This window comes from Aquipuribacter nitratireducens (assembly GCF_037860835.1).
GTDB classification, from domain to species: Bacteria; Actinomycetota; Actinomycetes; order Actinomycetales; family JBBAYJ01; genus Aquipuribacter; species Aquipuribacter nitratireducens.
On sequence record NZ_JBBEOG010000003.1, the window covers coordinates 232,680 to 246,569 of the forward strand.

Here is a 13,890-nt window from a genome sequence, read left to right on the forward strand (position 1 = left end):
AAGGGGTCAAGCGGGCCGCCGTGGGGGCCGATGGGTGCAGCGCGGGCACGACGGAGGACGCGCACACCGCGACCTCCCGGCAGGCCCGCGCCGACCCCGCCCCGGAGGACTCCTCGTGCGCCGAGCACTCGCCGCCACCGCCGTCGTGACGATCGTCGGGGGGTTGCTCGTCTTCGACGTGTCGGGCGTTCCCGCGCTCGGGCCCGACCGGCCGGAGCGGCAGACGACCGTGCCCCTGACGGGGGCCCGGGCCAGCGCGCTCGAGCCGGACACCCTCGTCACCGACCCGATGCCCACCGACGACTTCAGCGTCATGGGCGTGACGTGGGCCGAGGGGAGCGCCGACCCCGCCACGACGACGGTCGAGGTCCGGGTGCGCGAGGCCGACGGCTGGACCGGCTGGACGCCGCTCGACGTCAACGACGCCGCACCGGACCCCGGCACCGAGGAGGCGCTCCTCGCCGCGGACGTCACCGCGACCGAGCCCCTCGTCACGGCGCAGGCGGACGGCGTGCAGGTGCGCGTCCGCAGCGCCGCGGGGGAGGAGCCCGAGGACCTCGAGGCCGTGCTCATCGACCCGGGGAGCGACGCCGCGCCCGCCGCCGAGCCCCTGTCCGGGGCCGGGGCCGCCAGCGGCGCGCCCGCGGTCGTCACGCGCTCGCAGTGGGGCGCGGACGAGTCGAAGCGCCGCTGCAGCCCCAGCTACTCCAGCACCCTGCTCGCCGGCACCGTGCACCACACGGCGGGCACGAACTCCTACACGGCCTCGCAGAGCAGGGGCATCGTCAAGGGGATCTACCTCTACCACACGGGCACGCTGGGCTGGTGCGACATCGGCTACAACTTCCTCGTCGACAAGTACGGCACGGTCTTCGAGGGTCGCTACGGCGGCACGACGAAGGCGGTCCGCGGCGCCCACGCCGGGGGCTTCAACGACCGCACCGTCGGCGTGTCCGCGCTGGGGAACTACGAGACCGCGTCGGCCCCCGCCGTGATGGTGCGGACGATCGGCGAGGTGCTGGGCTGGAAGCTCGGCCTCTTCGGTCGCACCGCGACCGGGACCGTGAGCCTCACCTCCGCCGGCGGCAGCACCGCGCGCTGGCCCTCCGGCACGACCGTGACCCTGCCGGCCGTCTTCGGTCACCGCGACGTCGGCCTCACCGCGTGCCCGGGCACGCACCTCTACGCGGCCATGGGCACGGTCCGCAGCGTCGCCGCGCAGACGTCGGCGGACGTCCGTGCCGCCGCGCCCACCCCGACACCGACGCCGTCGACGACCCCCGCCCCCACCGCCACGGCGACCCCGTCGCCGTCGCCGACGCCGACCGCCACGGCCACGCCGACCGCGGCGCCCACCCCCACCCCGACCGTGTCGACCACCCCGCCGGCGCCGCTCCCGGTCCCCACCAGCGCGCCGCTCGACGCCGACCTGCGGGAGGCGATCGTCGTGCCGCTGGAGGTCGACCTGGGCGCCGGCCAGGAGCTCCTCGCCTACACCCCGGCGGCGCCGGGCACGCGCACCGTCCTCGACGTCGCCGACACCGGCTCGCGGAGCGTCCTGTCCACCACGCGGTGGACCCTCGGCTGGGACCTCGTGGTGCCCGCGGAGCTCGACGGCACCCCGGGCGACGAGACGCTGCTGTACGACCGGGACACCGGCCGTGCCGTGGTCGTCGACACCTCGCCGAAGGGGGAGTCGCGCATCGTCCTGGAGGCGGGCTGGTCGACGGCGTGGACGAGCATCGTCCCCGTCGAGGTCGACGGGAACCCCGTCTCGGAGCTGCTCCTCTACTCCGCGACGACCGGCGCGCAGCGCGTGGTCCGGCTCTCGCCCGTCGCCTCCAGCGCGACCTTCGGCACCAGCACGTGGAGCCGGGGCTGGACCTCGGTGACCGCGCTCGAGGCCGACGGCACCGCCGGGGCCGAGGTGGGCGTGTACAACGCCGCCACCGGCCGGCACGCGGTCGTCGACCTCGGCACGGGGCGCCTCTCGACGACGCTGTCCTCCCAGCAGTGGGCGAGCGGGCTCTCGACGGTCGTGGGCCTGGAGGTCGACGGCACCGAGCGCTCCGAGGTCCTCACCTACGACGCCGCCACGGGGACCGGCACCCTGCTCGACGTCGCCGCCGGCGCGGCGCTCGTCCGTCGCACCGGGTACCGGTGGGACGCCGGCTGGTCGACGCTGTCCCCGGCCGAGGTCGACCGCACCGCCGGCGCGGAGCTGGTCCTGCACGACCGGACCTCGGGCCGCCTGCTGCTCCTCGACCTCGCCGCCAACGGCACCGCCCGGCAGCTCGGCTGGTCCGGGACGGCGGCGCGCACCGACGGGCCCCGCTACCGCGACCCCGTGGTCCGCGCCCGCTGACCCGGCGCTGGCTAGGCTGCGGGGGGTGAGCCTCCCCGACGTGCGGCCGTTCACCGACGAGACCGACCGGACCATCGTCCGGGCCCTCGCGGAGGACGGCCGCATGTCGTACACCGACCTCGGCCGCCTCACCGGGCTGTCGACGTCGGCGGTGCACCACCGCGTGCGCCGGCTCGAGCAGCGCGGTGTCGTGCGCGGCTACCGCGCGGTCCTCGACCCGACCGCGCTCGGCCTGCCGCTCACGGCCTTCATCGCCCTCACCCCGCTCGACCAGTCCGCCCCGGACGACGTTCCGGAGCGGCTGCGGGACCTCGTCGAGGTCGAGGCGATCCACGCGGTCGCGGGGGAGGCGAACTACCTCATCAAGGTGCGGGTCGACACCCCGCCGCACCTGGAGGACCTCCTCACGACGATCCGTCAGAAGGCGGGCGTGTCGACGCGGACGACGGTCGTCCTCAGCACGCCGTACGAGGACCGGCCGCCACGCGTGTGACGTGGGCTCAGGTCGCGACGAGGCTGCCGAGCCCGGCGTCGAGGCGCTGCCGCTCCGCCCACCACCGCCGGCCGTCCTCCGGCAGGGTGTCGATCGGGTCGTAGTACGGGTACGTGCGCTCGAGCGCGTCCGGGTCGTCGGCCTCCACGGAGGTCCGGTAGTTCTTCGTCCACTCGCTGATGCCGCGCACCCGGTCGTAGGAGTGGACCTGGTGCACCCAGCGCTTCCCGACGAACGGCACGTCGCACACGATCCGCGGCGTCGCGAACCCCGGCAGGTAGCCCATGATCGCGTGCTGCAGGTCCTGGGCGGCCGCGAGCGAGGTCCGCCAGTGCTCCGCCGCCGGGATCATGTCGCACATGTAGAAGTAGTACGGCGTGATCGACGCCTCGTCCTGCAGGCCGAAGCAGAGGTCGAGCAGCGCCTCGGGGGTGTCGTTGACGCCCCGCATGAGGACGCCCTGGTTGCGGACGTCGCGCACCCCCGCCTCGAGCATCGTCCGTGCCGCCTCCGCGACGAGCGGGGTGAGGGACGACGCGGCGTTGACGTGGGTGTGGATCGCGAGGGACACCCCGCGGGCGCGAGCCGTGCCCGCGACCCGCGTGACCCCCTCGACGACCGCGGGGGACAGCCAGTGCTGCGGCAGGCCCATGAGCGCCTTGCTCGCGAGGCGGATGTCGCGGATGTTGTCGATCCGCAGGAGCTCGTCGAGGAACGCCTCCAGGCGCGGCCACGGCATGTTCGCGACGTCCCCGCCGGACACGACGACGTCGCGGACCTGCGGGGAACGGCGCAGGTGGTCGAGCATGTCCTGCAGCCGGTTCGCGGGCTTGAGCGTGAACTTCAGCTTCTCGACCTGCGGGGTCGACGTGCCGACGAGGTCCATGCGGGTGCAGTGACCGCAGTACTGCGGGCACGTCGGGAGGATCTCCGCGAGGACCTTCGTCGGGTACCGGTGGGTGAGGCCCTCGACGGCCCACATGTCGTGCTCGTGCAGGGAGTCGCGGCTGGCGAACGGGTGGGACGCCCACTCGGTGAACCGGTCGGTGAGCAGCGGCAGCATGTAGCGGCGCACCGGGTCGGCGCGGAACGCCTCGGACCAGGCCGCGCCCGCGGCCGGCACGCCCTCGTCCCCGGTGCCCGGGACGATCGTGTTGAGCATCTGCGGGGGCAGGAGCATCGACATCGTCGCCCGCTGCTGCTGGTCGGCGACGAGGTCGTCGTAGACGTCGTCGGTCAGCAGGTCGCCCATGACGTCGCGCAGCTGCGCGGCCGTCTTCACGCAGTGGCTGCGCTGCCACTGCACGTCCCGCCACTGCTCGTCCGTCACGTCGCGCCACCCCGGGACACGACGCCAGTCGGGCTCGACGAGGGGACGGCGGGCGTAGGAGTACGGCTGCAGGCTCACAGACGGCAGCGTATAGGCGAATCTTCGGTCCGTCATGCACCAGACGACGGATGTTTGCGTCTACGCTGCCCTTCGTGCGTGAGATGACGGTTCCCGAGTCGCCGGTCGGGGCGCACCGCGTGCTCGAGCCCGCAGGCGTCCTGCCGCAGGCCGCCCAGCGCCTCGACACCGACCCCGCGCTGTGGCCCGGCGAGGTGCGCGTCCGCGTCGACCGTCTCAACCTCGACGCGGCGAGCGCCCACCAGCTGCGTCGGGCCGCCGACGGCGACCCCGACGCCGTCCGTCAGCAGGTGCTGGGGATCGTCCGCAGCCGCGGGAAGATGCACAACCCCGTGACCGGGTCCGGCGGCATGCTCCTCGGCACGGTCGAGGAGGTCGGCCCGCAGAGCCCGCTCGGGCTGCGCGTCGGACAGCGGGTCGCGACGCTCGTCAGCCTCACGCTCACCCCGCTCGCGCTGGGGGACGGGCTGGAGCGGTGGGACGGCCGCGGTGAGCAGGTCCCCACCAGCGGCCACGCGATCCTCTTCTCGCGCAGCATCGCGGCGGTCGTGCCCGACGACCTGCCGGAGGAGACCGTGCTCGCGGTCATGGACGTGTGCGGAGCCCCGGCCCTCGTCGACCGGGTCGTCCGCGACCGGCTCGGGCGCGGGCTGCGCGCCGACGTCGCCGTCCTCGGGGCGGCCGGGAAGTCCGGTGCCCTGTCGCTCGCCGCGGCGCGGGCTGCCGGCGCGGGGCGGCTCGTCGGGCTCGTGCCGGTCGAGGAGGAGGCGACGCGCCTGCGCGCGTCCGGCCTGGCCGACGACGTCGTCCTCGCGGACGCCACCGACCCCCTGGCCGCGGCCGAGGCCGTCCGCGGGGCGCTCGACGGGCACGGCGCCGACGTCACGGTCGTCTGCGTCGACGTGCCCGGCTGCGAGCACGGCGCCGTCCTCGCGACCGACGACGGCGGCACGGTCGTCTTCTTCTCCATGGCGACGTCGTTCAGCGCCGCCGCCCTCGGCGCCGAGGGGCTCGCCGCCGACGTCACCATGCTCGTCGGCAACGGCTACACGCCCGGCCACGCGGAGCTCGCCCTCACGCTGTACCGGGACTCGGCGGGGGTGCAGCAGCTGCTCGGCGCGAGGATGGGCGCATGAGCACAGCCACGAGGACGCTGTACCGCCACGGCGCCGTCTACAGCCCCGCCGACCCGTACGCCCAGGCCCTCCTCGTCGAGGACGGCACCGTCGCGTGGGTGGGCGGCGACGAGGCCGCGGACTCCCTCGCGGGTGGCCTGGGCGCGGACGACCGGGTCGTCGACCTCGCCGGTGCTCTCGTGACCCCGGCGTTCGTCGACGGCCACGTCCACTGCTTCGACACCGGCCTGCTCGCCACCGGGGTCGACCTCACCGGTGTCCGGTCGGTGGGTGCGCTGCTCGACGCCGTGGCCGCCTTCGCCGCTGCGCACCCCGGCGAGCGGGTCCTCGGCCACGGCTGGGACGAGACCCTCCTCGCCGAGGGCCGACCGCCGACGTCGGAGGAGCTGGAGCGGGCGGCCCCGGGGGCGCTCGTCTACCTCAGCCGGGTCGACGTCCACTCCGCGCTCGTCTCCCGCCGCCTCGTCGACGAGGCCGGAGCCGCCGGCCTGCCGGGCCACGACGGCAGCGCGCGCGTCGAGCGGGACGCCCACCACCTCACCCGCTCCCACGCGCGCGACGTCCCCGCCGGGGTGCGGGCCGCCGCCCACGAGGCCGCCCTGCGGGCCGCCCTCGCCGCCGGGATCGGCACGCTCCACGAGATGTCGGGGCCGTTCATCGGCGGTCCCGACGACCTGCGGGTGCTCGTCGGCGTCGCCGCGGAGGTCGGGGCGCGGGTCGTGCCGTACTGGGGCGAGGCCGCCACCGACGCCGACCACGCCCGCGCCCTCGTCGCCGGGCTCGGCCTGCCCGCGGGCGTCCGGCTCGCCGGCCTCGCCGGGGACCTCTCCGCCGACGGCTCCATCGGGTCGCGCACCGCCGCGTTCCGCGAGCCCTACGCCGACAACGACCCGGCGCACCCGACGCACGCCGGCCACGCGTACCTGTCCGCCGACGTCATGGCCGACCACCTCGTCGCGTGCGTCGGGGCAGGGGTGCAGCCGGGGTTCCACGTCATCGGCGACGCGGCCCTCGACACCGTGCTCGAGGCGCTCGACCGCGCTGCGGACCGGCTCGGGGGGGCGCGGCTCGCGACGTCGCGGGTGCGGCTGGAGCACGTCGAGACCGCCGACGACGCACAGGTCGCCGCCCTCGCACGGCACGGCGTCGTCGCGAGCATGCAGCCGCTGTTCGACGCGCTGTGGGGCGGCGACGACAGCCTCTACGCCCGCAGGCTCGGGGCGCACCGCCGTCTCAACCGCGTCGGTGCCGTCGCCGCCGCCGGGATCCCGCTCGCCTTCGGCTCCGACTCCCCGGTCACGCCCCTCGACCCGTGGGGGACCGTCGCGGCGGCGGCGTTCCACCACGACGAGGCCGAGCGGATCAGCGCCCGCGCCGCCTTCGCCGCGTCGACCCGTGGTGCGCACCGGGCGGCCTTCGACGACCGCCACCTCGCCGACGCCGCCGGTGTCCTCGTGCCGGGCGCGCCCGCGGACCTCGCGGTGTGGGAGGCCGGCGAGCTCGTCGTCCAGGCGCCCGACGACCGCATCCAGGCGTGGAGCACCGACCCCCGCTCCCGGGTGCCCGCCCTGCCCGACCTCGGCCCCGGGTCCCTACGGCCGCGGTGCCTGCGCACGGTCGTCGCGGGCCGGACCCGCCACGACACCGGCGAGCTCATCGAGGCGGGCGCATGACCCGCCGGTGCCGTGGCGCTCGCTCACCCCAGCTGGCCGCGCAGCGCCCCCGCCGGGTAGGTGGCGTTGTGGAGGTTGACGTAGTAGCCCGCCGGGTCGCGGATGATCGCGAGGGCGAGGTCGCGGTCCACGGCGACGCACGCGCGCGCGGTGCCGTCGACGACCTGCGGCGCGAGGTTCACCACGACCGGGCCGGCCACGTCGGCCGTCCCGACGTGGATGTGGCCGGCGAGGACCGGGTCCACGTCGGCCACGGTGATCGTGTAGCAGACCTCGCCGCGGCCGGGGTTGATCGTGAGCCCGGCCGTCCCGGAGCCGTCGGGGTCGCCCGGTCCGGGCACCTCCGCGGCACCGAGGAGGTCGACGTCGAAGGGACGGCCGCCGGCGGCGGCGGGAGCGGACAGCGCGACAGCGGCGGCGGCCGCGGCGGCCGCGGCGGCCACGAGGGCGAGGGATCGGCGCATGGGGGGGTCTCCTTCTGCGAAGGGGGCGTTGACGGCCCGGCGTCCTCGTCGGGCCGCGCGTCCCGAGCACGAGCGTCCTCCGTGCCGTCGTGGCGCGCCAGAGCCGCCCGCACCCCGTCCGCACCACCCGGAGCAGGAGCACGAGCGTGAACCCGTCCCCGCAGCGCCACCGCCCGCGTCTCGACCTCGACCCCACGGTGGTCGCGCACGCCCGCAGCCTCGCGGTGCGGGCCGCTGCGCCGGTCGTCGACCTCGCGCGCACCCGCACGACCGTCAGCGTGGAGCGAGCCGTGCTCCGGATGGCCGGGCTCGAGGGCGCCGACCCCGACGGCATCCCGTGGGCGAACCACCTCGTCGACGCGGTCCGCGCCGGCGTCGGGCTCGAGCAGGGCGTCGCCCTCCCGGTGTGGGACGCCCTCGCCCGCGGCGAGGCCCCCGACCTCACCCGCCTCGCGCAGCGCGCGGCGGCCGGCGCCGTCCGCTTCGACCTGCCCGGGGGCAGTGCGCGCCGGGACGCGCTCACGGGGGCGCGCGCGGCGGCGGCCGCCGGCGTCGCGCGCGTCGACGCGGCCCGCGCCGACCGCGACGAGCTCGTCGCCCGCATCGGCGACCCGCCGCAGCGGCCGTGGATCTACCTCATCGTCGCGACCGGCGACATCTACGAGGACGTGCCGCAGGCGCAGGCCGCCGCCCGCGCCGGGGCGGACGTCATCGCCGTCATCCGCTCGACCGGGCAGTCGCTGCTCGACTACGTGCCCGAGGGCGCGACCCGGGAGGGCTACGCCGGGACGTACGCCACGGCGGAGAACTTCCGCATCATGCGGGCCGCTCTCGACGAGGTGTCGCACGAGGTCGGCCGCTACGTGCGGCTCACGAACTACGCGAGCGGCCTCTGCATGCCGGAGATCGCGACGCTCGCCGGTCTCAACCGCCTCGACATGATGCTCAACGACTCGATGTACGGGATCCTCTTCCGCGACATCAACCCGCTGCGGACCTTCGTCGACCAACGCTTCTCCCGCCAGGTGCACGCCCGCGCCGGCATCATCATCAACACCGGCGAGGACAACTACCTCACGACCGCGGACGCCGTCGACGCCGCCCACACCGTCACGGTGTCGCAGCTGCTCAACGAGACGTTCGCCCACGAGGCCGGGCTGCCCGACCACCTGCTCGGTCTGGGCCACGCGTTCGAGATCGACCCGGAGGTGCCGGAGTCGTTCCGCCTCGAGCTCGCGCACGCCCTGCTCGCCCGGACCCTGTTCCCCGACGCGCCGCTCAAGTGGATGCCGCCCACCCGGCACATGACCGGGGACGTGTTCCGGGGCTACCTCCTCGACGGGTTCTTCAACCTCGTCGGGTCGATGACCGACCAGGACATCCTCCTCGTCGGGATGATGACGGAGGCCGTCGTGACGCCGTGGCTGTCCGACCGCGACCTCGCCCTGCAGAACGTCCGCTACGTCCAGCGCGCGGCGGGCCGGCTGGGGGAGGACTTCGTGCCCGCCCCCGACGGGCTCGTCGCGACCCGCGCCCGCCAGGTCCTCGGCGAGGCCGTCGACCTCCTCGAGCGCATCACGGCGACCGACGGCGGGCTGCTCGCCGCCATCGCGGAGGGGACCTTCGGCGGGATGCGCCGCCCGGCCGACGGCGGCCGTGGCCTCGACGGCGTCGTCGTGCGCGCCGACGACTACGTCAACCCCGTGTCGGACCTCCTCGAGGGCGGCGTGCCGGTGCACGAGGAGGTGCTCGCGTGAGCGCGCTGCCCGAGGGCGTCCCGCCCGTGGTCCGCCCGTACGGCGACACGACGGGCGACGGCATGGTCCAGGTGTCGTTCACGCTGCCGCTCCCGCCGGGCAAGCGGGCGGAGGGCGCCGCGGCGCAGCTCGCGCGGCGCATGGGCATCGACCAGCCGATGGTGGTCCACGCCAAGGGGATCGGGGACCGGTACACGTTCTTCGTCGTCTATGGCCCCGTGTCGCACGTCGTCGACGTCGCGGCCGTCGAGGTCGTCCAGCGCGAGTACCCGCTGCTCACGCCGAAGGAGACGAACGCCGCGATCCGCGACGCGCTCCAGCGCAAGCTCGTCGTGGTCGGAGCCTGCATCGGCACCGACGCCCACACCGTCGGCATCGACGCCATCCTCAACGTCAAGGGGTGGGCGGGGGAGAAGGGCCTCGAGTACTACCGCGAGATGAAGGTCGTGAACCTCGGCGCCCAGGTGTCGGTTCCCGACCTCGTCGAACGAGCCCGCGCCGAGCGGGCCGACGCCGTCCTCGTGAGCCAGGTCGTCACCCAGCGGGACGCCCACGTCCACAACACGACGACGATGTCCGCGGCGTTCCGGGAGGCGTTCCCCGCCACGCGCCGGCCCCTGCTCGTCGTCGGCGGACCGCGTTTCGACGAGACCGGCGCCGCGGCCCTCGGCGTCGACCGCGTCTTCGGTCGCGGCACCACCCCCGGCGAGGTCGCGAGCTACCTCGTCCACGCCGTCGCCGGGCGCTCGGGGGGCCCGGCAGGACAGGAGGCCCCCGCATGAGCGACCCCCGGGTCGGCACCACCGTCACCCACCGCCGCTACGTCCACCACGGCGACGCCCACTACGGCGGCGGGCTCGTCGACGGCGCGTTCTCGCTGAAGCTGTTCGGCGACGTCGCCACCGAGCTGTGCATCCGCACCGACGGCGACGAGGGCCTGTTCGCCGGGTACGCCGAGGTCCGCTTCCTCGACGCGGTCCGCGCCGGCGACGTCCTCGAGGTGAGCGCCGAGCTCGTCCGCGTGGGCCGCCGCAGCCGCGAGGTGGCGTTCGAGGCGCGCGTCGTGTGCCGCGCGCGTCCCGAGGTGTCCCCGTCGGCGTCCGCGGCGCTCGACCCGCCGCTCGTCGTCACCCGCGCGACGGGCACGGTCGTCGTCCCGTGACGACCGTCGTGTGGGCCACGTGCGCCGAGCTGCCCGACGGGGACCCCGACGACCACCTCGCCCTGCCCGCGATGGCCGAGGTGGGGCTCGACGTCCGCTACCAGGTGTGGGACGACCCGTCGGCCGACTGGTCCGCGCCGACCGTCGTCCGCAGCACGTGGGACTACGCGACGCGGCGCGAGGAGTTCCTCGCGTGGTCGGGGACGGTCCCGACGCTGTGGAACCCGGCCGATGTGCTGGCGTGGAGCACGGACAAGACGTACCTCGACGAGCTGGCGGCGGCAGGTCTGCCCGTCGCGCCGTCCACCACGGTGCGTCCGGGGGAGCAGGACCGCCTCGACGACGTCGTCGCGGCCGCGCTCGCCGAGTCCGCGACGGTCGTCGTCAAGCCGACCGTGAGCGCCGGCAGCAAGGACACCCGCCGCCACGGTGACCCCCGTGCCGCCACCGACCACGCCGCCGACCTGCTCCGCGCCGGCCGCCCGGTCCTCGTCCAGCCGTACCTCGAGGCCGTCGACACCGACGGGGAGACCGGCCTCGTGGTCGTCGACGGCGTCGTCTCCCACGTCTTCCGCAAGGGCCAGCTCCTCCACGCCGAGGCCGAGGCGACCCCCGGCCTCTACGCCGTCGAGGACATCCGCGCCCGCGAGGCCACACCGGCGCAGCGGCGCCTCGCGGCCGACGTGACGGCGTGGCTCGCCGCGCGCTTCCCCGCCCACGCGCCCCTGCTGTACGCCCGCGTCGACACGGTGCCGGGCCCCGACGGCGAGCCGGTGCTGCTCGAGCTCGAGCTCACCGAGCCGTCGCTGTGGTTCGTCGCCGACGACAGCGGCGCCTCGACACGTGCCTGGGCGCGGGCGCTGGCCCAACGGGTGCGTACCCTTCCCGCGTGAGCGCGACGAGCACGACCGTGCCCGGCAGCGCCGCGGCCGCACCCGCGCCGGGACCCGTGCCGCGACCGACGGTGCCGTGGCCGGTCGCCGTGCCCCTCGCGGTGGTGGCGGGCGTCCTGCTCGACACCGCCTTCCCCTCGGTCGGCGCGTGGCCCCTCGCCCTGCCGGCGGTGGCGGCCGGGCTCCTCGTCGCACGCGGCCGCGCGCTCGGGCCCGCCACGGGGTACGGGCTCCTGCTCGGCCTCGGGTTCATGCTCCCGCAGCTGCAGTGGAGCGGCATCTACGTCGGACCGCTGCCGTGGCTCGCGCTCGCGACGCTCGAGGGCGCGCTCCTCGGGCTGGCGGTGCCCGGCTGGGTGCTCGCGTGGCGCGTGGCCGAGGCCCGCGCCGGTCGGCTGCTGTGGAGCCTGCCGCTGCTCGCGGCCGCCGTGTGGGTCGCGGCGGAGGCCCTGCGGTCGCGGTGGCCCTTCGGGGGGTTCGGCTGGGGCCGGCTCGCGTTCTCCCAGGCCGACAGCCCGCTGCTGCCCGTCGCGGCGCTCGGCGGGGCGCCGCTGCTCGGGGGCGCCGTCGTGGCCGTCGCCGCCGCGCTGCTCGTCCTCGCACTCCTCGCGGCGCGCCGGCTCCCCGCCGGCCGGCGCGCCCTCGCCGGCGCCGTCGCGACGATCGTCGTCGTCGGCCTCGCCGTGCCCGCCGGCGCGGCGGCCGCCGGGAGCACGCTGCGCCCCCAGGACGGCACGGCGCGCATCGCCGCCGTCCAGGGGGACGTGCCGCAGGCGGGGCTCGACTTCAACGCCCAGCGCCGCGCGGTGCTCGACAACCACGTCGAGGGCACCCTCACCCTCGCCGCGCGCATCGAGGCCGGCGAGGTCGCACCCGTCGACCTCGTGCTGTGGCCGGAGAACGCCTCCGACATCGACCCGCTCGCGAACGCCGACGCGGCCGACGTCATCAGCGGGGCCACCGACGCCGTCGGGGTCCCCGTCCTCGTCGGCGCCGTCCTGCGCGGGCCGGGGGAGAACATCACGAACGCCATGCTCGTGTGGGAGCCCGGCACCGGCTTCCGGGCCGAGCCCGTCGGTCCCGCGGACGTCGAGCCGGCGGACCCCGACCCCGACCCGGACGAGGCGGGCTTCTACGTCAAGCGGTCCCTCGCGCCGTTCGGGGAGTACATCCCCTACCGCGACTTCTTCCGCCGGTTCTCCCCGTTCGTCGACCAGGTCACGGACTTCGCCCCCGGCGACCGGTACGCCGCGCTCGGGATGGGTCCCGCCCTGGTGGGTCCCGCGATCTGCTTCGAGGTCGTCGACGACGACGTCATGCGCGGGCAGGTGGCGGCGGGCGCCGACCTCCTCGTCGTCCCGACGAACAACGCGACGTTCGGTGACACCGACGAGAACCTCCAGCAGCTCGCGATGTCACGGGTCCGGGCCGTCGAGCACGGCCGGCAGCTCGTCCACATCAGCAACGTGGGGACGAGCGCGGTCGTCGACGTCGACGGCTCGACCGGTCGCCGGACCGGGACGTTCGAGCCCGACGTCCTCCTCGACGAGGTGCAGCTGCGCAGCGGCAGCACCCCGGCGACGCTGCTCGGCCTGGTGCCCGAGCTCGTCCTCGTCGCCGTCGCGCTGCTCCTCGTCCTCGCCCACGGCGTCGCCTCGCTCCAGCCGGCCCCCCGACGTGCCGAGACCGTGGGGGAGCCGGCCACCGGGGAGGGAGACGCACCGTGACGCGAACCGTCGTCTGCGTGCCGACGTACGACGAGATCGAGTCCCTCCCGCGGCTCCTCGACAGGCTCCGCGCGGCGCAGCCGGACGTCGACGTGCTCGTCGTCGACGACGGCAGCCCGGACGGCACGGGGCGCTACGCGGACGAGCGGGCCGCCGCCGACCCCCGCATCCACGTGCTCCACCGCACGAGCAAGGCGGGACTGGGTGCGGCGTACCTCGCGGCGTTCGACTGGGCCCTCGCACGGGGCTACGACGTCGTCTGCGAGATGGACGCGGACGGCTCCCACGCCCCCGAGCAGCTGCAGCGCCTCCTCGACGCCGTCGCCGCGGGCGCCGACCTCGCGATCGGGTCGCGGTGGGTCAACGGCGGCGAGGTCGTCGACTGGCCCCTGTCGCGGCGGGCCCTCTCGCGCGGCGGCAACCTCTACACGCGCGTCGCCCTCGGCACGCACGTGCGCGACGCGACGGCCGGCTACCGCGCCTTCACGGCACACGCCCTCCGGACGATCCCGCTCGCCGACGTCGCGTCCGCCGGCTACTGCTTCCAGGTCGACCTCGCGTGGCGTGCCGTCCGTGCCGGGCTCACCGTCGTCGAGGTCCCCATCACGTTCGCCGAACGCTCCGAGGGCGTGTCGAAGATGTCCGGCGACATCGTGCGGGAGGCCCTGTGGCGGGTCACCGTGTGGGGCGCGGGGTACCGCTCCTCCCAGCTGCGGTCCCTCCTGGGAGGTCGCGCGGCGCGCCGGACGCACAGCCGCGCCGGCTCCCCACGGTGAGCCGGCGCGGCCGAGGACGCGCGTTAGGGCGCGTCC

At 75.7% G+C, this 13,890-nt stretch carries 12 protein-coding genes; 10 read left to right on the top strand and 2 right to left on the bottom strand.

Annotation, left to right across the window (positions count from 1 at the left end; all coding sequences use genetic code 11):
* Positions 1-115 precede the first annotated feature (115 nt).
* Complete coding sequence (locus tag WAB14_RS07380) at positions 116-2,365, top strand: peptidoglycan recognition protein family protein (RefSeq protein WP_340268914.1); 2,250 nt, start codon at positions 116-118, stop codon at positions 2,363-2,365.
* 25 nt (positions 2,366-2,390) lie between these two features.
* Complete coding sequence (locus tag WAB14_RS07385; RefSeq protein ID WP_340268915.1) at positions 2,391-2,858, top strand: Lrp/AsnC family transcriptional regulator; 468 nt, start codon at positions 2,391-2,393, stop codon at positions 2,856-2,858.
* A 7-nt stretch (positions 2,859-2,865) separates the two neighbouring features.
* Here WAB14_RS07385 and WAB14_RS07390 read toward each other — a convergent pair whose 3' ends face one another.
* Positions 2,866-4,266 carry a KamA family radical SAM protein gene (locus WAB14_RS07390; RefSeq protein ID WP_340268916.1) on the bottom strand — a complete coding sequence of 467 codons (1,401 nt, stop codon included), beginning with the start codon at positions 4,264-4,266 and terminating at the stop codon, positions 2,866-2,868.
* Positions 4,267-4,349: 83 nt separating this feature from the next.
* On the opposite strand from WAB14_RS07390, the gene kdd reads away from it, so the two are divergent.
* On the top strand, positions 4,350-5,402 hold the full coding sequence (gene kdd / locus WAB14_RS07395; RefSeq protein WP_340269170.1) for an L-erythro-3,5-diaminohexanoate dehydrogenase: 1,053 nt from the start codon (positions 4,350-4,352) through the stop codon (positions 5,400-5,402).
* Positions 5,399-7,075: an amidohydrolase gene (locus WAB14_RS07400; RefSeq protein WP_340268917.1), complete on the top strand. Its 1,677-nt coding sequence runs from the start codon at positions 5,399-5,401 to the stop codon at positions 7,073-7,075. Before kdd ends, WAB14_RS07400 begins: the two co-directional genes overlap by 4 nt.
* 23 nt (positions 7,076-7,098) lie before the next feature.
* Here WAB14_RS07400 and WAB14_RS07405 read toward each other — a convergent pair whose 3' ends face one another.
* Complete coding sequence (locus WAB14_RS07405; RefSeq protein ID WP_340268918.1) at positions 7,099-7,539, bottom strand: CHRD domain-containing protein; 441 nt, start codon at positions 7,537-7,539, stop codon at positions 7,099-7,101.
* Between the two features lie 146 nt (positions 7,540-7,685).
* Between WAB14_RS07405 and kamD the strand changes: the two genes are divergently transcribed.
* Genes kamD through WAB14_RS07435 form a run of 6 tightly spaced genes read left to right on the top strand, consistent with a single transcriptional unit; the run spans position 7,686 to position 13,854 of the window.
* A complete protein-coding gene (gene kamD / locus WAB14_RS07410; RefSeq protein ID WP_340268919.1) occupies positions 7,686-9,296 on the top strand; it encodes a lysine 5,6-aminomutase subunit alpha in 1,611 nt (536 codons plus the stop codon).
* On the top strand, positions 9,293-10,078 hold the full coding sequence (kamE, locus tag WAB14_RS07415; protein ID WP_340268920.1) for a lysine 5,6-aminomutase subunit beta: 786 nt from the start codon (positions 9,293-9,295) through the stop codon (positions 10,076-10,078). Before kamD ends, kamE begins: the two co-directional genes overlap by 4 nt.
* Positions 10,075-10,458, top strand: a complete 384-nt coding sequence (kal, locus tag WAB14_RS07420; RefSeq protein WP_340268921.1) for a 3-aminobutyryl-CoA ammonia lyase — start codon at positions 10,075-10,077, stop codon at positions 10,456-10,458. The genes kamE and kal overlap by 4 nt, the downstream gene beginning before the upstream one ends.
* Positions 10,455-11,351 carry an ATP-grasp domain-containing protein gene (locus WAB14_RS07425; RefSeq protein ID WP_340268922.1) on the top strand — a complete coding sequence of 299 codons (897 nt, stop codon included), beginning with the start codon at positions 10,455-10,457 and terminating at the stop codon, positions 11,349-11,351. Before kal ends, WAB14_RS07425 begins: the two co-directional genes overlap by 4 nt.
* Complete coding sequence (gene lnt / locus WAB14_RS07430; protein WP_340268923.1) at positions 11,348-13,078, top strand: apolipoprotein N-acyltransferase; 1,731 nt, start codon at positions 11,348-11,350, stop codon at positions 13,076-13,078. Before WAB14_RS07425 ends, lnt begins: the two co-directional genes overlap by 4 nt.
* Complete coding sequence (locus WAB14_RS07435; RefSeq protein ID WP_340268924.1) at positions 13,075-13,854, top strand: polyprenol monophosphomannose synthase; 780 nt, start codon at positions 13,075-13,077, stop codon at positions 13,852-13,854. Before lnt ends, WAB14_RS07435 begins: the two co-directional genes overlap by 4 nt.
* Positions 13,855-13,890 lie beyond the last annotated feature (36 nt).

What these genes read in the sequence shown, in the direction of transcription:
- kdd (WP_340269170.1), top strand. Translation starts at nt 4,350, where the DNA reads ATGACGGTTCCCGAGTCGCCGGTCGGGGCGCACCGCGTGCTCGAGCCC.
- WAB14_RS07400 (WP_340268917.1), top strand. Translation starts at nt 5,399, where the DNA reads ATGAGCACAGCCACGAGGACGCTGTACCGCCACGGCGCCGTCTACAGC.
- WAB14_RS07405 (WP_340268918.1), bottom strand. Translation starts at nt 7,539, where the DNA reads ATGCGCCGATCCCTCGCCCTCGTGGCCGCCGCGGCCGCCGCGGCCGCC.
- kal (WP_340268921.1), top strand. Translation starts at nt 10,075, where the DNA reads ATGAGCGACCCCCGGGTCGGCACCACCGTCACCCACCGCCGCTACGTC.